Source organism: Streptomyces sp. NPDC049915 (assembly GCF_040656475.1).
Classification (GTDB): domain Bacteria; phylum Actinomycetota; class Actinomycetes; order Streptomycetales; family Streptomycetaceae; genus Streptomyces.
On record NZ_JBFAMH010000008.1, the window covers coordinates 263328 to 281138 of the forward strand.

General features: G+C 73.9%; 17 protein-coding genes. 6 read left to right on the plus strand and 11 right to left on the minus strand.

The genetic code is table 11. From position 1 onward, the window contains the following. Window positions 1-150: 150 nt before the first annotated feature. From AB0J12_RS17170 to AB0J12_RS17180, 3 genes are read right to left on the minus strand one after another with little or no spacing between them, the layout of a single operon-like run. Complete coding sequence (locus tag AB0J12_RS17170; RefSeq protein ID WP_363265104.1) at window positions 151-1497, minus strand: MFS transporter; 1347 nt, start codon at window positions 1495-1497, stop codon at window positions 151-153. Between the two features lie 58 nt (window positions 1498-1555). Beyond that, the gene (locus AB0J12_RS17175) at window positions 1556-2323 is read right to left on the minus strand and encodes a glycerophosphodiester phosphodiesterase (protein ID WP_363265105.1); all 768 of its coding nucleotides are present in this window, start codon (window positions 2321-2323) and stop codon (window positions 1556-1558) included. Beyond that, on the minus strand, window positions 2320-2973 hold the full coding sequence (locus tag AB0J12_RS17180; RefSeq protein ID WP_363265106.1) for a hypothetical protein: 654 nt from the start codon (window positions 2971-2973) through the stop codon (window positions 2320-2322). Before AB0J12_RS17180 ends, AB0J12_RS17175 begins: the two co-directional genes overlap by 4 nt. Before the next feature lie 102 nt (window positions 2974-3075). Between AB0J12_RS17180 and AB0J12_RS17185 the strand changes: the two genes are divergently transcribed. Next, window positions 3076-4581, plus strand: coding sequence for a PLP-dependent aminotransferase family protein (locus tag AB0J12_RS17185; RefSeq protein WP_363265107.1), 1506 nt, complete (start codon window positions 3076-3078; stop codon window positions 4579-4581). Between the two features lie 66 nt (window positions 4582-4647). Here AB0J12_RS17185 and AB0J12_RS17190 read toward each other — a convergent pair whose 3' ends face one another. Both AB0J12_RS17190 and AB0J12_RS17195 read right to left on the minus strand, forming a co-directional pair. Then, the gene (locus tag AB0J12_RS17190) at window positions 4648-6243 is read right to left on the minus strand and encodes a hypothetical protein (RefSeq protein WP_363265108.1); all 1596 of its coding nucleotides are present in this window, start codon (window positions 6241-6243) and stop codon (window positions 4648-4650) included. Window positions 6244-6283: 40 nt separating this feature from the next. Continuing rightward, window positions 6284-6478: a hypothetical protein gene (locus AB0J12_RS17195; protein WP_363265109.1), complete on the minus strand. Its 195-nt coding sequence runs from the start codon at window positions 6476-6478 to the stop codon at window positions 6284-6286. A gap of 339 nt (window positions 6479-6817) precedes the next feature. On the opposite strand from AB0J12_RS17195, the gene AB0J12_RS17200 reads away from it, so the two are divergent. The 5 genes from AB0J12_RS17200 (at window position 6818) to AB0J12_RS17220 (ending at window position 12525) form a co-directional block, all read left to right on the plus strand. Then, on the plus strand, window positions 6818-7210 hold the full coding sequence (locus tag AB0J12_RS17200; protein ID WP_363265110.1) for an ankyrin repeat domain-containing protein: 393 nt from the start codon (window positions 6818-6820) through the stop codon (window positions 7208-7210). A gap of 324 nt (window positions 7211-7534) precedes the next feature. After that, window positions 7535-8953, plus strand: coding sequence for a HEAT repeat domain-containing protein (locus AB0J12_RS17205; RefSeq protein WP_363265111.1), 1419 nt, complete (start codon window positions 7535-7537; stop codon window positions 8951-8953). 403 nt (window positions 8954-9356) lie between these two features. Then, complete coding sequence (locus AB0J12_RS17210; protein WP_363265112.1) at window positions 9357-10484, plus strand: glycosyltransferase family 1 protein; 1128 nt, start codon at window positions 9357-9359, stop codon at window positions 10482-10484. Window positions 10485-10522: 38 nt separating this feature from the next. Next, window positions 10523-11680: a glycosyltransferase gene (locus AB0J12_RS17215; RefSeq protein WP_363265152.1), complete on the plus strand. Its 1158-nt coding sequence runs from the start codon at window positions 10523-10525 to the stop codon at window positions 11678-11680. After that, window positions 11677-12525, plus strand: coding sequence for an SGNH/GDSL hydrolase family protein (locus AB0J12_RS17220; RefSeq protein WP_363265113.1), 849 nt, complete (start codon window positions 11677-11679; stop codon window positions 12523-12525). The genes AB0J12_RS17215 and AB0J12_RS17220 overlap by 4 nt, the downstream gene beginning before the upstream one ends. Before the next feature lie 23 nt (window positions 12526-12548). Here AB0J12_RS17220 and AB0J12_RS17225 read toward each other — a convergent pair whose 3' ends face one another. From AB0J12_RS17225 to AB0J12_RS17250, 6 genes are all read right to left on the minus strand, one after another. Then, on the minus strand, window positions 12549-13172 hold the full coding sequence (locus AB0J12_RS17225) for an MBL fold metallo-hydrolase (RefSeq protein WP_363265114.1): 624 nt from the start codon (window positions 13170-13172) through the stop codon (window positions 12549-12551). 211 nt (window positions 13173-13383) lie between these two features. After that, the gene (locus AB0J12_RS17230; RefSeq protein WP_363265115.1) at window positions 13384-14265 is read right to left on the minus strand and encodes a biotin-dependent carboxyltransferase family protein; all 882 of its coding nucleotides are present in this window, start codon (window positions 14263-14265) and stop codon (window positions 13384-13386) included. Next, window positions 14262-14888: an allophanate hydrolase subunit 1 gene (locus tag AB0J12_RS17235; RefSeq protein WP_363265116.1), complete on the minus strand. Its 627-nt coding sequence runs from the start codon at window positions 14886-14888 to the stop codon at window positions 14262-14264. Before AB0J12_RS17235 ends, AB0J12_RS17230 begins: the two co-directional genes overlap by 4 nt. Then, on the minus strand, window positions 14885-15643 hold the full coding sequence (locus AB0J12_RS17240; protein WP_363265117.1) for a 5-oxoprolinase subunit PxpA: 759 nt from the start codon (window positions 15641-15643) through the stop codon (window positions 14885-14887). The genes AB0J12_RS17235 and AB0J12_RS17240 overlap by 4 nt, the downstream gene beginning before the upstream one ends. A 17-nt stretch (window positions 15644-15660) precedes the next feature. After that, window positions 15661-16509 carry a putative hydro-lyase gene (locus AB0J12_RS17245; RefSeq protein WP_363265118.1) on the minus strand — a complete coding sequence of 283 codons (849 nt, stop codon included), beginning with the start codon at window positions 16507-16509 and terminating at the stop codon, window positions 15661-15663. Beyond that, window positions 16506-17807: an MFS transporter gene (locus AB0J12_RS17250; RefSeq protein WP_363265119.1), complete on the minus strand. Its 1302-nt coding sequence runs from the start codon at window positions 17805-17807 to the stop codon at window positions 16506-16508. The genes AB0J12_RS17245 and AB0J12_RS17250 overlap by 4 nt, the downstream gene beginning before the upstream one ends. Window positions 17808-17811 lie beyond the last annotated feature (4 nt).

A 17811-nucleotide genomic window follows, 5' to 3' on the forward strand; every position in this document is an offset into this window, starting at 1 on the left:
CGCAGCCTTGTCAACCAGTGCAGTACCCACCGACGCCCGGTTTGTCACGTCTGCTCGGAGATGTCACCTAGCGCTTCGTCGCCTTTGACGCGCAGTAACGGTACGCCTGGCAGGCCAAACGCGTACACTACCGCCCTTTCACCCTGAGTGCTAAATCCTCTCGGGAACGGGGTTGCCCGCGTCGCCGATCGCCCGCCGCACCGGCACGCGCGCGAGGAGCACGAAACCGATCGCGAAGAACGCCACCAGCGAGATGATCGCGGACCGGTAGCTGCCGGTCAGCTGGTAGGTGACGCCGAACAGCAGCGGGCCCAGCCAGCTCATCCCGCGGTCGCTCAGCTCGTACGCCGAGAAGTATTCGGCCTCCTTGCCCGGCGGCACCAGGTGGGAGAACAGGGAGCGGGACAGCGCCTGGCTGCCCCCGAGGACCAGGCCGATCCCGGCCGCCAGCACGAAGAAGAACACGGGCGCCTTGGCCGGCAGGAAGTACCCCGCGCCGAGGGTGAACGTCCAGGCGATCAGCGAGCCGAGGATCGTGCGCTTCGCCCCGTAGGTCCGGGCCAGCCGGCCCATCGCCAGCGCGCCCGCGACCGCGAGCACCTGCACCAGCAGCACGGCCGTGATCAGCGTCGACTGGCCGAGGCCCAGTTCCTCCGAGCCGTACACCGACGCCTGCGAGATCACCGTCTGGATGCCGTCGTTGTAGACGAGGTAGGCGAGCAGGAAGGCCACGGTCAGCGGGTGGCGGCGCATGTCGCGGACCGTCGCCGCGAGCTGCCGCATCCCCGGCAGGGCGGCCTCGCGCTGCGCCGAGCGGCGGTCGCGCAGCCGCGCGAGCGGGATCAGTGTGAACGCGCCCCACCACAGCCCGGCCGAGGCCAGACAGATCCGCACGGCCATGGTCTGCGAGACGCCGAAGCTGTCGTGGCCGGAGTAGAGGACCAGGTTGGCGATCAGCACCAGAGAGCCGGCCGCGTAGCCGAAGGCCCAGCCCCGGGAGGAGACCGCGTCGCGTTCCTCGGGCCCGGCGATCTGCGGCAGGTAGGAGTTGTACAGCATCATCCCGACGGACTGCGCCGCGTTCGCCACCACCAGCAGCACACCGCCGAGCAGATAGCGGTCGCCGGAGAGGAAGAACATCCCCGTCGTCGCTGCGGCTCCCACGTACGCGGCCGCGGCCAGCAGTGGCTTCTTGCGGCCGGTGCGGTCCGCGGCGGCCCCGACCAGCGGCATCACCAGGACCGCCACGATCACCGACAGGGACACCGCGTAGGCGAAGAAGGAGCCGGCCCGGACCGGGACGCCCAGCGGATGGACGTACCCGTCCGCGTCGGCGGCCGACTTCGCGACCGAGGTCAGATACGGGCCCAGGAACACGGTGAGCACGCTCGTCGAGTAGACGGAGCACGCCCAGTCGTAGAAATACCAGCCGCGCTGCTCGCGCCTGCGGTCCGCGGCCTCGTCCGCCCCCGCCGTGCGCACGGTGTCGATGCCCACCCGTGCCCTCGCTTCCCCGCTGAAGTGGCCGCGCGCCGCCCGGCGGGGCGCCGGTCGGTCAGACCCAGACGCCGCGTTCTTCCATGACCTTGCGCAGTGTGTCGATGTGATCGGTCATGATGCCATCGACCCCCAGGTCCAGGAGCCGGTGCATGCGCTCGGGTTCGTTGACCGTCCAGACGTGGACCTGCAGCCCGTGGGCGTGGGCGAAGCGGACGAAGCGCCGGTCCACCACCTGGATCCCCGACTGCACCTCCGGTACCTGCGCAGCCACCGCCGAGCGGCGCAGCGCGGCGGGTACGCCCCAGGAGCGCAGCCGCAGGTTGAGCACGCCCCGGGTGCCGTAGGAGGTGGCGAGCTTCGGGCCCGCCAGATGCTGGGCGCGCACCACGCGGGCCTCGGAGAACGATCCCAGGCAGATCCGGTCCCAGGTGTTCGTCCGCCCGATCAGGTTCAGGAACGGGTGGAGTGCCGCCTCCGCCTTCACATCGACGTTCCAGCGCACCTGGGGGAAGGCCTCCAGCAGGTCCTCGAAGAGCGGCACCGGTTCGGTGCCCTGCACGCGCGCGTGCCGCACCTGCGTCCACGGCAGGTCGGCGATCCGGCCCGCGCCGTCCGTGACCCGGTCCAGCGTGGCGTCGTGGAAGGCGACGAGCCGGCCGTCCTTGGTGGCGTGCACGTCGGTCTCGATGTACCGGTAGCCGGCCTCCACCGCCCGGCGGAACTGGGCCATGGTGTTCTCCAGGCCGTCGGCCGCGCCGCCGCGGTGCGCGAAGGCCAGCGGGCCCGGATGGTCGAGATACGGGTGGCGTATGGACGTCGTCACGGACGCAGTATCGCCCGAGTGGGTGACCCCGTGGCAACGACCGTGCTGCCCTGCGGTGCCTGCGCGACGTCGAACACCCGCAGGAAGAACTGGGCGAGCGGGCCGATGGACACCGCGTACAGGAGGGTGCCGACGCCGACGGTGCCGCCCAACAGGAAGCCGGTGAGCACGACCGAGACCTCGATGCCCGTGCGCACCGCGCGGATCGACAGACCCAGCCGCCGGTGCAGACCCGTCATCAGTCCGTCGCGCGGCCCCGGCCCGAACCGCGCCGCGATGTACAGACCGGTCGCCGCGCCGTTGAGGACGATCCCGGTCACCAGCAGCGCGATGCGCGCCGCGAGGCCACGGGCATCGGGCAGCAGCGCCAGCGAGGCGTCCATCGCCAAGCCGATCACCAGGACGTTCGAGATCGTCCCGAGGCCGGGCCGCTGACGCAGCGGGATCCACAGCAGCAGCACCGTCGCGCCGACGATGGTCAGCACCACGCCGATCGACAGGCCCGTGCGCTCGGCAAGGCCCTGGTGCAGGACGTTCCACGGCTCGAGACCGAGCCCGCAGCGGACGAGGAGTGCGGAGCTGGCCCCGTAGAGGGCGAGGCCGGCGTAGAGCTGGATCAGCCGCCGGGTCAGCCGGCGTGGTGTGGACACTGGGGTCCCCCCTGGGTGGTGTGAGTGGCCTGACGCATGACACTCTGTGGCTTGAGAAGAAGAGCCATCCATGGCCAATTCGGGGAAGGTGGACTGATCTGTATGGCCCAGTGGACCTCTGCGGTGGGCGCGGCACAGCTCGCCCGGCTGCTCAAGTCGCAGCAGGACCGCCCCGCGGGCCCCGGCACGCGCCGGCCCCCCGCCTACCGCGCGCTCGCCGACGGCATCCGCCTGCTGGTCCTGGAGGGCCGCGTCCCGGTGGCCGCCCGCCTGCCCGCCGAACGCGAGCTGGCCCTCGCCCTGTCCGTCAGCCGTACGACGGTGGCGGCGGCCTACGAGGCGCTGCGCACCGAGGGCTTCCTGGAGTCCCGGCGCGGCGCCGGCAGCTGGACCGCCGTCCCGGCCGGCAATCCGCTCCCCGCCCGCGGTCTGGAGCCGCTGCCGCCCGAGGCGCTCGGCTCGATGATCGACCTCGGCTGCGCCGCGCTGCCCGCACCCGAACCGTGGCTGACCCGGGCCGTGCGGGGCGCCCTGGAGGAGCTGGCGCCGTACGCCCACACGCACGGCGACTACCCGGCCGGGCTGCCCGCGCTGCGGGCGATGATCGCCGAGCGGTACACCGCCCGCGGCATTCCGACGATGCCCGAGCAGATCATGGTGACGACCGGTGCGATGGGCGCCATCGACGCCATCTGCCATCTCTTCGGCGGCCGCGGCGAGCGCATCGCCGTCGAGTCGCCGTCGTACGCCAACATCCTGCAGCTGATGCGGGAGGCGGGGGCGCGGCTGGTGCCGGTCGCGATGGCCGAGGGGCTGTCCGGCTGGGACCTGGACCGCTGGCGTCAGGTGCTGCGCGAGGCCGCGCCCCGCATCGCCTATGTCGTCGCCGACTTCCACAACCCCACCGGCGCGCTCGCCGACGAGGAGCAGCGGCGGCGGCTGGTGGAGGCGGCCCGTTCGGCGGGGACCGTGCTGGTGGCCGACGAGACGATGACCGAGCTGTGGCTCGAGGACGACCTCGAGGGCACCATGCCGCGGCCGGTGTGCGGCTTCGACCCGGCCGGCTCGACCGTCGTCACCGTCGGCTCGGCCAGCAAGGCCTTCTGGGCGGGGATGCGCATCGGCTGGGTGCGGGCCGCCCCCGATGTGATCCGCAGCCTGGTCGCCGCCCGCGCGTACGCCGACCTGGGCACCCCCGTGCTGGAGCAGCTGGCGGTGAACTGGCTGTTCAGCACCGGCGGCTGGGAGGAGGCCGTGCGGCTGCGGCGCGCCCAGGCCCGGGAGAACCGGGACGCCCTGGTCGCCGCGGTGCGCCGGGAGCTGCCGGACTGGGAGTTCGAGGTGCCGCAAGGTGGCCTCACGCTGTGGGTGCGTGCCGGGGGACTGTCCGGGTCGCGGCTCGCCGAGGCGGGCGAGCGGGTCGGCGTACGAGTGCCGTCGGGGCCGCGCTTCGGTGTCGACGGGGCATTCGAAGGGTTCGTCCGCCTGCCGTTCACCGTCGGCGGCGCGGTCGCCGACGAGGCGGCGGCACGGCTCGCGTCGGCGGCGCGGCTGGTGGCCAGCGGCGGGGCGGGGAGCGCGGAGGCACCGCGCACCTTCGTGGCGTGAGCGCGCGGACAGAGGCGCCGCACGCGTGCGTGGCGTGCGGCGCCTCCGGCAGGCGATGCCCCGGGGTTACGCCTGTTCCACGACCGCGGCCTCCGTGGTGAGCGGCTCCTCCGGGACGTCCTTGTCCATGGGAACCTTCTCACCGTCCGCGGGGGTCGTACGCGGCGGCAGCAGGTCCAGTACGGCCTGCCGGTGCGCGTCACTGGTCGCGTCGTCGTACGGGTCGGGGGTCGCCGGCACCTGCAGCCGGTGCACCGGGCCGCTGCCAAGGCGGGCGTAGCCCCGGCCGGGCGGGACGTGGGCGAGGGGAGTGGTGCACGGCGGCGCGCCCAGGACGGCCTCCAGCTGGGCCGGTGTTGCCGGGCCCAGTGCGACACGCGCGCGTGTGTGCTGCCGTACCGGATCGCTCAGCGCGTCCAGGCTGTCGAACTGCTCGGCGATCACGACGGTCACGTTCGCCGCGCGGCCGTGCCGCAGCGGTACCTGGAGCAGCGCCTCCGGGTCCTTGCGGCCGTCGGCGGCGGCCAGCGGCGCGAACGCGGTCGGCCGGTCGAGCAGGACCCACAACGGGCGCCGGGTGTCGTCCGGCGGCGGGTGCCCCTCCTGGCGGGCCCGGTTGGCGGCGATCAGCCGGCGCTCGGTCTCGGTGGCCGCCCATTCCAGGCTGGCCAGCGCCCCGCCTAGCCCGCACTCCACGGCCAGCACACCGTCCCGGCCGGTCAGGCAGGCGTACTCCCCGGTGCCTCCGCCGTCGACGATCAGGACGTCGCCGTAGGGGAGGGCCTGGAGCGCGATCGAGCGCAGCAGGGTCGAGGTGCCGCTGCCGGGCTGGCCCATGACCAGCAGGTGCGGCTCGGTGGAGCGGATGCCCGTGCGCCAGACGACCGGCGGCATGTCGCGCTGCTCGTCACCGAAGGAGAGCGGGAGGGTCCGCTGGACCTGGAGGGAGTCCGTGAAGCCGAGGACCGTCTCGCCCGGTGTGGTGACGAACCGCTGCGCGGCGATGTCCGTGGGCAGCGGCGCGAGCACGCTCACCGTCAGCTCGTTGCCCTCCTCGTCCCACGCGAAGTGGTACTCGCGGCCGCGGCCCGACTTCGCGGTGAGCAGCTGCTCGACACGCGCGCGTGCCTCGGCCCGGCCGTCCGGGAAGTACGCCGGGTAGCGGATCTGGAGGTGGGTGATCCGGCCGGAGCCGTCGAACTCGTGCGCCGGGAAGGCCGTCTCCCACTCGCCGCCGTGCGCGTACAGCGGTGCCGGGTCCTCGGCGGTGGAGAAGTACGGCACGAGGGCCTCGTACAGCGCTTTCAGCCGTTGCGTCTGCGACTCGTCCGGGCCCTCGGGCTCCGGGGGCGTGCGGTCACGGCCCTGCCAGGCTGCCGCCGCCATCAGGGTGATGACGGCGAGCAGCAGACCGTACGGAACCAGGGCCACGGCCAGGATCACCGCGGCCACCATGAACAGCAGCTGGCTGCGCTTGTCCTTCGGGGTCTCGGCCCATCTGCGCCACCCGGCCGAGGCCAGTCGGCGCAGACCGCGGGTGATCGTGATCAGCGGATGGAGGACGTCGGTGGCGCTGTCCGCCGCCGTCCGGGCCAGCTCCCGGCTCCGGGCGATCTGCGCGCTGCCTGTGCTGAGGATGCGGGGGAGGGGGCGCCGGGCCACTGCTGCCTCCTTGTGGTGCGTACGGGTCGGGAGGACGGCGTCAGAACCTGATGCCGCCGAGGAGACTGGCCAGGCTCTCGCCGCCGGCCTTGATGCTCGGCGCGATCGCCGTACTGGCCAGGTAGAAGCCGAACAGCGCCGAGATCAGCGCGTGCGACGCCTTGAGGCCGTCCTTGCGGAAGAAGACGAACACGACAATGCCGAGCAGGACGACGCCTGAGATGGACAGGATCATTTGAGCTCTCCTGGTGTTCGGTGGGGACAGTCACCATGAGTACTTCCAGGCTCACAGGATGTATCTATACGATTAAAGGTGCAAACGGGGGAAATTCCCACGATTTCCCCCGCTCGGCGGAGCGTCGGCTGCGCTGTCCGAGCAGGACAATTGGCGTTGAACAGGCCTGTCGGTGATCTTTGCCGCCTGCGGCGCCCGACAGGTGACCGACGAGCCAGTACCCTGGCGATTCACTCGTACGGCCGCACCGCGCTCGCGGTCGTACGCTGCTCCCGCGGCCGCGGAGGCGGCGCCCGGCAACAGCAGTCCCCAAGAACGCAGTGAGAGGCGGTCCGGCCGATGACTGAAGCCCCCGACCCCGAGGTCGTGGAGCTGGCGACCAAGATCTTCGATCTGGCCCGGCAGGGGCAGACGGAGCCGCTCGTGGCCTATGTCGACGCGGGCGTACCGGCCAACCTCACGAACGACCGCGGCGACACCCTGGTGATGCTCGCCGCCTACCACGGCCACGCCGACACCGTCCGTGCGCTGCTGACCCGCGGCGCCGAGGCCGACCGCGCCAACGACCGCGGTCAGACCCCGCTCGCCGGCGCCGTCTTCAAGGGCGAGGAAGCCGTCATCAGGGCCCTCCTGGAGGGCGGCGCCGACCCGGCCGCGGGCACCCCGTCGGCCGTCGACACGGCACGCATGTTCGGCAAGGCCGAGCTGCTCGAGCTGTTCGGCGCGGCCTGAACACACCCGCTTTGATCAGCGGGAACAAGGGTTTTGACCAGATAGGACACCGACCACGGGGGAGGCGGTAACAGGCCGCCGGAAATTTCGGTCGCGGTGGGCAGAACCGCCGGGTCATCATGACGTCGTGATTCACGGACGTGATGGCCGGGCAGGTAGTGCCGCACCGCGCGGGCCGTGATGCGGCCCGCATGGGCCACCGACGAGAGGCAGAGAGAAATGGTCTACAGCAAGCAGGAAACGGCGGGCGCCCCGACGTGTTGTCACGCGGCCAGGTAATGCACGTCCCCGGTTGCGTCGACGCTTGATGTGAGGCTGTTTCCCATGTTCGATCCGGTCATAGCGCCCAGCGGTACGCTGCTCGGCCTGCTCCAGCGGGGCCGCGGCGACGGAACACTGCACGCGCTCACCGCCCCCCGCGCCGAGGCCCTCGCGGCGCTGAACCAGTGTGTCCTGCGCGACCCCCGCCACGACTGGCAGGTGGAGAACCGCTCCCTTTACTACGCCCGTCTCTTCCTCGACCTCGGCGGTGAGCTGGACGAGATCGAGGCCCACCTCTTCGACGTCGAGGACGTCTTCGACACCGACGAGTCCCGCACCGGACTCGCCCTTGCCGTGCTCGGCCACCTCGCCTCCTACGGCCGCCGTGACGCCCTGGAGCTGCTGCGCCGCTACGCGGCCACCGGCTCCAACTGGGCCTGGGCGCTCGACGAACTCGCCCTGCGCGACGACGACGCCGGGCTGCGCGCCCTCGCCATGCCCGTCCTCGCCCGCTTCACCACCGATGCCGAGGGCGAGGCCGCGCTGGCCGCCGTCGTGCGCGACGCCTTCGAACCCCGGCCGTGGCGGCTGTGGGCCGAGGACCCGCGTGCCGACATCGCGGCACGCGTACGTGCCGCCCACGAGGCCGGCAGCTTCGACCGCTGGCAGCGGCAGATGCGCCCGGCCGGCCCGCGGCCCGGGTGGAGCGTCGCCGCGGTCCTCGAATGGGCCCAGCAGGGCGTCGAACGCGGCGCCGCGCTCCATGTCCCGGCCGCCCGCTGCCTCGCCGCCGTAGCGGGCCCCGAGGACCGGCCGGAGATCGTGCGGGCCGCGCTGGACGGCACCGAGGGAGCCCGGTGCACCGCCCTGCGCTACCTCGCCGACAGCAACGACCCCGACGTCCTCGACCTGATCGAGGCAGCCGTCGCGGGCGGCACGGCGCCCGTCGTCGAGGCCGCCGTCGACGCCTTCGAACGCATGCGCAGCGTCGTCGCCGTCGACCGGGCCCGCGGCTGGGCCCGCCGGCCCGACGCGCTGGGCGGTGCCGCCGGACGCGTCCTCGCCTGCCGGGGCGGCGCCCAGGACAGCGACCTCGTCCTCGGCGTCCTGCGTGAGGCCGTACGCGGCGAGGGCTGTGACGCGCCCACCCTGTGGACCCTCGTCGACGGCGCCGGACGCCTCGGCATCGCCTGCGCCGCACCCGTCCTGCGGCACGTCTACCGGGAGACCGCCTCCTCGCATCTGCGCGGCCACTGCGCCCGCGCGCTGGCGGCCACCGACCCCTCCTTCGGCACCGGCTTCGCCGTCGAGTGCCTGTGGGACTGCGAGGAGACCACCCGCGAGATCGCCGCCCGGCACGCCGAGACCGGCGACGCGCGCGTGGTGGAGCGACTGCGCCGGCTGGCCGCGGACCCGGCGGAGGAGGACGAGGTCCAGACGGCCGTACGGAGCCGCATCGGGCCGGACGCGTCGGCGGTGTGACACGGGCGACGGGGGAGGGCGGGCGTCCGTCCGGGGCCCGTACGACCCTGGCGCGGGCCTTTGTCCGTCCGGCACGTGGAGATCCGGCACGGGCCGCCGTGCGGGTGTGGGAGGCCGCCGGGCGCGGGTCGCTGTCCGGGCACGGTGAGACCCGTATTCGGCACGCTGTCCGGGCACGGTGAGACCGTCGGGGGCCGCCGTCCTGGCGCTGTGATCCTGCCCGACACGGCGCGCGGCGACGGGGCATCGCGGCCGTCCGTGTGAACGCCGGGTGACCCGTACGTCAGGACGGCATGGCCGGTTTCCGACTCGCTCGGGTGTGCAGCGCAACGCTCACAGGACGTTCCTCGGCCGGAAAGATCCACGTTGACGCGGCCACGTCCGGCGCGGCGACAACACCGGTATGCGTGTCGTCATCGTGACCGAATCCTTTCCCCCCGACGTGAACGGCGTGGCCCATTGCGCGCTCCAGACCGCCCGGCACCTCGTCGACCGCGGTCACGCCCCGCTCGTCGTCGCGCCGGCCCCCGCGCCGGGGAACAAGCCCGACGCGTCCGTCCCCTGCCCCGTCGTCCACGTCCCCTCCCTCCCGCTGCCCGGCTATCCCCAGGTCCGTGTCGCCCTCCCCACCCGGCGCCTGGCCGCGACGCTCGTCGAGCACCGCGCCGACCTGGTCCACCTGGCCAGTCCCTTCGTCCTCGGGGCGCGCGGCATGGCCGCCGCCGCCCGGCTCGGCATCCCGGCCGTCGCCGTCTACCAGACCGACCTGGCCGGATACGCCCGCACCTACATGGGCGCGGGCGAGGCCGCCGCCTGGCGGCGCATCCGCTCCGTGCACGCCGCGGCCGACCTCACCCTCGCCCCGTCCACCGCCGCCCTGCGCGACCTGGACGAGCACGGCGTACCCCGCCTCAGGCTGTGGCCGCGCGGAGTGGACACCGCCCGCTTCCGGCCCGACCGCCGCGACGAGGCACTGCGCCGCGAACTCGCCCCCCACGGTGAGGTGATCGTCGGCTACGTCGGCCGGCTCGCCCCCGAGAAGCACGTCGAACTCCTCGCCGGGGTGTGCGGCCTGGACGGCGTGCGGGTGGTCGTCGTCGGCGACGGACCCAGCCGCCCCGGCCTGGAGGAGGCGCTGCCCGGAGCCGTCTTCCTGGGCCGCCGCACCGGCGACGACCTCGCCCGGATCTTCGCCTCCCTCGACGTCTTCGCCCACACGGGCCCCTTCGAGACGTTCTGCCAGACCGTGCAGGAGGCCATGGCCAGCGGTGTGCCGGTGCTCGCGCCCGCCGCCGGCGGCCCGCTGGACCTGGTCGCCCACGGCCACACCGGACTGCTCTTCCCGGCCGGTGACGCCACCGCCGTACGGGAGGGCGTGCGCGCCCTGGCCGCCGACCCGGCACTGCGCACGGCCTTCGGAGCCGCCGGGCGGGCCATGGTCGAGGGCCGCACCTGGGCGGCCGTGGGTGACCAGCTGATCGGCCACTACGCCGAGGTGCTCGCCGCGCGTCGGACGGCGGTGGCGGCATGACACGGACCGAGGGCGGTGCCGCTGCGCCGGGCGGCGGCATGAGCGGCCTGCGGATCGTCCGGCTCGCGAACTTCGTGACCCCCGCCTCCGGCGGACTGCGCACCGCCCTGCGCGAACTGGGCAAGGGCTACCGGGCCGCCGGGCACGACCCGGTCCTGGTCGTCCCCGGCGCGGGCGAGAGCGACGAGGAGACCGAGCAGGGACGTGTCATCACCCTGCCGGGGCCCGTGCTGCCCGGCACCGGCGGCTACCGCGTCCTCACCGACAGGCGGCGCCTGGCCCGGCTCTTGGAGGAGCTGGCCCCCGACCGCCTGGAGGTGTCCGACCGTACGACCCTGAGGTGGACCGGCAAGTGGGCGCGCCGTGCGCGGGTGCCCGCCGTGATGGTCTCCCACGAGTCCGCGGACGGGGTGCTGCGCACCTGGGGTCTGCCGGAGGGCGCGGCCCGGCGGGCCGCCGACGCGCTCAACGTCCGCACCGCGCATACGTACGCGCGCGTGGTGTGCACGACGGAGTTCGCCGAGCGCGAGTTCGTCAGGATCGGCGCCCGCAACGTCGTACGCGCCCCGCTCGGCGTCGATCTGGCCGAGCGGCACCCCGCGCTGCGGGACGCGGGCGTGCGGGCGGTGCACGCGCGTGGGGACGAGACGCTGCTCCTGATGTGCTCGCGGCTGTCCGTGGAGAAACGGCCCGGCACCGCCCTGGACGTCCTGGAAGAGCTGCTCAGGCGCGGACGCCGGGCAGTGCTCGTCGTAGCCGGGGACGGCCCGCTGCGGTCGCGGCTCGAACAGCGGGCCGTGGAACGGCGGTTGCCGGTCACCTTCCTGGGACACCTGTCCGACCGCCGGGAGCTGGGCGTGCTGCAGGCGTCCGCCGACGTGTGCCTGGCGCCCGGCCCCGCCGAGACGTTCGGTCTGGCCGCGCTGGAGGCGCTGGCCTGCGGCACTCCCGTGGCTGTCAGCGCGTCGTCCGCGCTCCCCGAGGTCGTCGGATCGGCGGGCGTCACCGCGGCCGACCACGGCGAGGCCTTCGCGGACGCCGTGGAGTCGCTGCTGGCGCGGCCCGCGCGGGAGCGCCGGGCGGCGGCACGCGCGCGTGCCGAGTGCTTCAGCTGGCAGCAGGCCGTGGACGCCTTCCTCGCCGCGCACGACGTGCCCCTCGCGCCGCGGCCCACGGTGCCGGAGGGCGTGGCATGAGACCCGTGCGGTTCGCGGCCCTCGGCGACTCGCTGACCCAGGGCGTGGGCGACCCTGTCGAGGGCGGTTGGCGCGGCTGGGCCGCCCTGCTCGCCCCGTCCCTGGCCGAGTCGCCCGTGGACTTCACCAACCTCGCGGTCAGCGGGGCGCAGACGCGGGACGTGCTGGACAGGCAGCTGCCGGCCGCGCTCGCGCTGCGCCCCGACCTGGTGTCGGTCGTGATCGGCGTCAACGACACGCTGCGCTGCACCTTCGCCATCCACGAGGTGGCCGCCCGCCTCGACACCGTGTACGGCGCCCTCACCCGGCAGGGCGCGACCGTTCTCACCGCCTGCCTGCCCGACCCGGGCACGATGCTGGGCCTCCCCGGCGCCCTCGCCCGGCCGCTGGCCCGGCGGCAGCACGCGGTCAACTCCGTTGTGCACGCCCTGTCCGAGCGATACGGCACGCTGCACCTGCACGCCGGCAGCGACGCGTGGATCAGCGACCGCGCGATGTGGAGCGCGGACCGCCTCCACCCCGGCGAACGCGGGCACCGGCAGCTCGCCGTCCGCTGTCACGCCCTGCTGGCCGGTGCGGGCCTGGCGACCGGGCCCGCGCCCACGGCCGAGCCGGAGCTCCCCGCGCCCGGCCGCGCGGCGAGCGTGCGGTGGCTGGCCACCGCAGGCACCGGCTGGGTGGCCCGCCGCTGCACCGACCTGCTGCCCCAACTGCTCACCCTCGCCGCGGAGGAACTGCGCCACCGGGCCCGGGGCACCAGCGCCCGCCTCGACCTGCGCGCATCGGCGGCGGTCTCGGCGGCACTGGCGGCAGTGACCGTGGGGGAGGTGGAGGAGGCGGCGTAGGCCCTCGCCGGGCCACCGCATCCCTATGACAGATCAACGCTCTCCCCGGGGCGGAGCCGCCGGTACTGGCGGCCCGCCCGCTCCGCCTCCATGGCCAGCACGTCGTCCAGGACCTTCAGACCCCAGTCGTTCAGCAACCCGTCGTGCACCGCGTAGGCACGGCGGGGCGCCATCCGGCGCAGGTAGCGGATCATGTCGGGCACGGTCAGCCACGGGGCCTGCCCGGGCAGCAGGAGCGTCGGCGCATCCACCACCGTCAGCGCGTCGCCAGGGTGGAAGACTTCGCCGTCGACGAGGAAACCGACGTTGTCGACCGGGGGGACGTCCGGATGGCTGGGGTGGTGGCGCTCGCCCACCACGGACACCTCGAACCCGGCGACGCGGAACCGGTCGCCCACACGCACCACGTGGACCCGTTCTCCGAGATCGCCGAGGCGGTGGGCGACCCCGGCGCAGGTGTAGATGTCCGAGCCGAGATCGCGCAGGCGGTCCGCATCGAAGTGGTCGAAGTGCTCATGGGTGACCAGCACGGCTTCGGCCCCCTCGTACGCCTCGGGCTCCTCGGTCAGCACACCCGGATCGACGACGATCGCCCGGGCATCCTTCTCCAACCGCACACACGCGTGAGTGAACTTGGTGAGTCGCATGGGATCACCCTGCCGATCGCCCCGGCCGGCCGCACCGGAGTTCGCGGCCGGCCGAAGCGGCCCTCTGCCGGCGGAGGGCCGGATTCGGCCGAAGCCGCCCGCAGCCGAGGGGAGTTCGCAGCCGGCCGATGCGGCCCTCTACCCGCGGGAGTCCGGAGTCGGCCAAGGGGCCCTCTGCCGACGGGAGTTCGCAGCAGGCCGAAGCGGCGCCCTACCGGCGGCGTACCGCCACGAACCGCACCGGCGTGCCCGGCACCGCCTGGGCCGCGGCCGGGAGGTCGGCGGTGCGGACCACGCCGATCACCGGGTAGCCGCCGGTGGTCGGGTGATCGGCGAGGAAGACCACGGGGCGTCCGTCGGGTGGCACTTGCACGGCCCCAAGGACCATGCCCTCACTGGGCAGTTCACCCGGCCGCGCACGTTCCAGGGAAGGCCCCTCGGTGCGCAGGCCGATGCGGTTGCTCGCGGCGGACACCCGGTACGCGCGCGTGGTGAAGACGCGCACCGCCTCCGGTGTGAACCAGTCGTCGCGCGGCCCCAGGGTGACCCGCAGCACCAGTTCGTCCGGTGGGCAGGGCTGCGGGGCCACGTCCACGCGCGCGTACGGTGCCGTCGCCGGGCCGGTCTCCGGGCCCAGGGGGAGCACCGCGCCGTCGGCGAGCGGCGCCGGGCCGAGCCCGGAGAGCAGGTCGGTGGAGCGGCTGCCGAGGACCGGTTCGACGGCGACGCCGCCGGAGACCGCCACATAACTGCGCACGCCGCGCACCGCGGGGCCGACGTCCAGCAACGCCCCGGCGGGCACCCGCACCGGGGCTCCCCAGGCGGCCGGCCGGCCGGCCACGGTGACCCGGCAGGGAGCGCCGCCGACGGCCACGGTGACCGCGCGGCGCGGCCGCAGCGCGCAGCCGCTCAGCGTCGTCTCCAGGACGGCCGCCTCCGGCGGATTGCCGACCAGGCGGTTGACCAACTCGGCGGCGGCCGCGTCGAGCGCCCCGGACCGGGGCACCCCGAGATGCGCGTGCCCGGGCCGCCCACGGTCCTGCACGGTGGTGAGCGCCCCGGCCCGTACGACGGCGAGCGCACGGTCCGTCATACGGCACCCACCCCGCCCACGGGCACGAACCGCACGCGCGTGCCCGGCGCGAGCAGCGCGGCCGGTACGCGCGTGGGGTCCCACAGCACGGCGTCCGTCGTGCCGATCAGCTGCCAGCCGCCCGGGGAGGAGCGCGGGTAGACGCCGGTGTACGGGCCGGCCAGCGCCACCGAACCGGCCGGGACGGCCGTGCGCGGAGTGCCCCGGCGCGGCACGTCGTAACGGGACGGCAGGCCCGTGAGGTAGCCGAAGCCGGGGGCGAACCCGCAGAACGCCACCCGGAACTCGGTCGCCGCGTGGATCCGCGCCGCCTCCGCCGCGCCGACCCCCCAGTGCGCCGCGACCTCCGCCAGGTCGGGGCCGTCGTAGCACACCGGTATCTCGACGCCCGCACGCGCGCGTGCGGGTGCGGGAGCGATGTGGGCGCGGGCCAGTTCGCCGGCCACGCGGTCCCGGTCGGACAGGCCGTCGAGCAGGACCGTGCGTGCCGCAGGGACGATCTCGCGCACGGTGAGCAGTCCCTCGGCACGTCGGCGCACCAGATCCGCGTGCAGCGCCTCGGCCGCCTCGCCGGTGGTCACCTCGAGCAGCAGGGCGTCGTCGCCCACGGGCAGCGCTCTCACGCGAACGCCTCCACCCGCACACCGGCCTCCTCCAGCCGCCGGCGCACCCGGCGGGCCAGTTCCACCGCGCCCGGCGTGTCACCGTGCAGGCACAGGGAACGCGCGCGTACCTCGATCCGCGCGCCGGAGTGCGCGGCAATCGTGCCCGAACGGGCGAGGCTCAGCGACCGCTCCGCCACCGCCTCCGAATCGGTGATCACGGCGCCGTCCCGGCCGCGCGGCACCAAGGTGGCCTCGTCGGTGTAGGCGCGGTCGGCGAACGCCTCGGTGACGACGGGCAGTCCGGCCTTCACCGCCCTCTCCAGCAGCCGCGAGCCGGGCAGCCCCAGCACCGGCAGCGCCGCGTCGGCGAGGAGCACCCCGTCGACCACCGCCTGCGCCTGCTCCTCGTCACGCACCACCCGGTTGTACAGGGCGCCGTGCGGCTTGACGTAGGCCACGCGCGCCCCTGCCGCCCGCGCGAACACCTCCAGGGCGCCGATCTGATACGCGACCTCGGCGGCCAGTTCGGCGGACGGCACATCCATCGCGCGCCGCCCGAACCCGGCCAGATCCCGGTAGGAGACCTGCGCGCCGATCCGCACCCCGCGCTCGGCCGCCAGCTCGCACACCCGGCGCATGGTGGCCGCGTCCCCGGCGTGGAAGCCGCAGGCCACGTTGGCGCTGGTGACGACGGACAACAGTTGCTCGTCGTCGGTCAGCTCCCAGCGGCCGAAGCCCTCGCCGAGGTCGGCGTTCAGATCGATCGAGGTCACGGATTCTTCCCGGATGCTCAGGCCACGCGGTACTGCTCGTCGCGGGCGTCGGTGAGGAACATCTGTCCCGGTGCGTGGGTGAGGGCGAACGGCGGCCGGGAGGCGGTCACCGCGGCCTGCGGGGTCACTCCGCAGGCCCAGAACACCGGGATGTCGTCCGGTTCCGGACGGACCGGATCGCCGAAGTCGGCACGGCTGAGGTCGTCGATGCCGAGCACCGAAGGATCGCCGTAGTGCACGGGGCTGCCGTGCACGGCCGGCAGCAGCCCGCTCTCCCGGATCGCCGCCGACAGGTTCCCAGGCGGCACCGGGCGCATCGACACCACCAGCGGGCCGTGCAACCGCCCCGCCGGACGGCACTGCCAACTCGTCGTGTACATGGGGACGTTGCGGCCCTGCTCGAGGTGGCGCAGCGGCACACCGGCCGCGGTCAGCGCCCACTCGAAGGTGAAACTGCATCCGATGAGGAACGACACCAGGTCGTCGCGCCAGTACGCCCGCACATCGGTCGGCTCATCCACCAGCCGGCCGTGCTCCCACACCCGGTAGCGCGGCAGATCGGTGCGCAGGTCCGCCCCGTCGGCGAGCGCGGTCGTCCACGAGCCCGCGTCGGTGACGTCGAGGACCGGGCAGGGCTTGGGATTGCGGGTGCAGAACAGCAGCGTCTCGTACGCCCAGTCGGCCGGGACCGAGATGAGGTTGACCTGGGTGTGGCCGGCGGCGACACCGGCGGTCGGGCCGGACAGCCCCGCCCGGAAGCGGGCGCGTGCGGCCGACGGGCTCCACGCGTGCGCGTGCGGGTCGACGAGGACGACCGGGCGGTCGGTGGCGGCACGGAGGGCCGCGCTGTCGTCCGTACGGTTCACACCAGCTCCTTCCCGCGCGTCTCGGGAAGTCCCAGCAGGGCGACGGCGGCCAGCCCGTAGCCGATCGCGCCGAAGACCAGCGCGCCGCCCACGCCCCAGCTGTCCGCCAGGAAGCCGACGCTGGTCGGGAAGACGGCGCCCACGGCTCGGCCGGTGTTGTAGGTGAAGCCCTGACCGGTGCCGCGCACGGCCGTCGGGTACAGCTCGCTCAGATACGAGCCGAAGCCGCTGAAGATGGCCGACATGCAGAACCCGAGCGGGAAACCGAGCACGAGGAGCAGGGTGTTGGCGCCGCTCGGGATGTTCGCGTAGGCCGCGATGCACAGCGCCGACAGCAGCGCGAACAGCCAGATGTTGCGCCGTCGCCCCAGCCGGTCCGTCAGATAGCCGCCGGTGAGGTAACCGATGAACGCGCCGGAGATCAGGAAGGTGAGGTATCCGCCGGTGCCGACGACGGACAGACCGCGCTCGGACTTCAGATAGGTCGGCACCCAGGTGGCCAGCGTGTAGTAGCCGCCCTGGACGCCGGTCGACAGCAGCCCGGCGAAGACGGTGGTGCGCAGCAGGCCCGGCTTGAAGATGACCGTGAAGGAGCCCTTCTCGCCGCTGCGTTCACGTGCGGCGGTGGCCTCGGGAGCGTCGTGCACCCGGCGCCGTACCCAGACCACGAGCAGGGCGGGCAGCGCGCCGGTCCAGAACATCACACGCCAGGCGAGAGCGTCGTCGACGAACGAGAACACCAGCGTGTACACGATGACGGCCAGCGCCCAGCCGGCCGCCCAGGCGCTCTGCACGGCGCCCAGCGTGCGGCCGCGGTGCCGGGCGCTCGCGTACTCGGCGACCAGGATGGCGCCGACCGCCCACTCGCCGCCGAAGCCGAGGCCCTGCAACGCGCGGAAGATGAGCAGGGTCTCGAAGTCGGGCGCGAAGCCGCAGGCGACCGTGAAGACCGCGTAGGTGATCACGGTGAGCAGCAGCGCCCGCACCCGGCCCACCCGGTCCGCGAGCACGCCGGCGAGGGCGCCGCCGACGGCAGAGACGACGAGGGTGACCGTGGTGAACAGGCCCGTCTGGCCGCTGTCCAGGCCGAAGTACGCGGACAGCGCGACCATGCTCAGCGGGAGCGTGAAGTAGTCGTAGGAGTCGAGCGCATAGCCGCCGAACGCGCCCGCGAAGGCGTGCCGGCCGCGCGGGCCGAGGGCGCGCAGCCAGCCGAACGCGCCGTCGGCGGCGCCGGGTTCCGCCGTGGCGGAGGGTGCGTCGCCAGTGGCTGCCCGGGGTGGAGGGGTCGTGCTCATGGAC

Coding starts and splice junctions, on each gene's coding strand:
- AB0J12_RS17185 (WP_363265107.1), top strand. CDS start 3,076: ATGGCCCAGTGGACCTCTGCGGTGGGCGCGGCACAGCTCGCCCGGCTG.
- AB0J12_RS17195 (WP_363265109.1), bottom strand. CDS start 6,478: ATGATCCTGTCCATCTCAGGCGTCGTCCTGCTCGGCATTGTCGTGTTC.
- AB0J12_RS17200 (WP_363265110.1), top strand. CDS start 6,818: ATGACTGAAGCCCCCGACCCCGAGGTCGTGGAGCTGGCGACCAAGATC.
- AB0J12_RS17205 (WP_363265111.1), top strand. CDS start 7,535: ATGTTCGATCCGGTCATAGCGCCCAGCGGTACGCTGCTCGGCCTGCTC.
- AB0J12_RS17210 (WP_363265112.1), top strand. CDS start 9,357: ATGCGTGTCGTCATCGTGACCGAATCCTTTCCCCCCGACGTGAACGGC.
- AB0J12_RS17215 (WP_363265152.1), top strand. CDS start 10,523: ATGAGCGGCCTGCGGATCGTCCGGCTCGCGAACTTCGTGACCCCCGCC.
- AB0J12_RS17220 (WP_363265113.1), top strand. CDS start 11,677: ATGAGACCCGTGCGGTTCGCGGCCCTCGGCGACTCGCTGACCCAGGGC.
- AB0J12_RS17225 (WP_363265114.1), bottom strand. CDS start 13,172: ATGCGACTCACCAAGTTCACTCACGCGTGTGTGCGGTTGGAGAAGGAT.
- AB0J12_RS17230 (WP_363265115.1), bottom strand. CDS start 14,265: ATGACGGACCGTGCGCTCGCCGTCGTACGGGCCGGGGCGCTCACCACC.
- AB0J12_RS17250 (WP_363265119.1), bottom strand. CDS start 17,807: ATGAGCACGACCCCTCCACCCCGGGCAGCCACTGGCGACGCACCCTCC.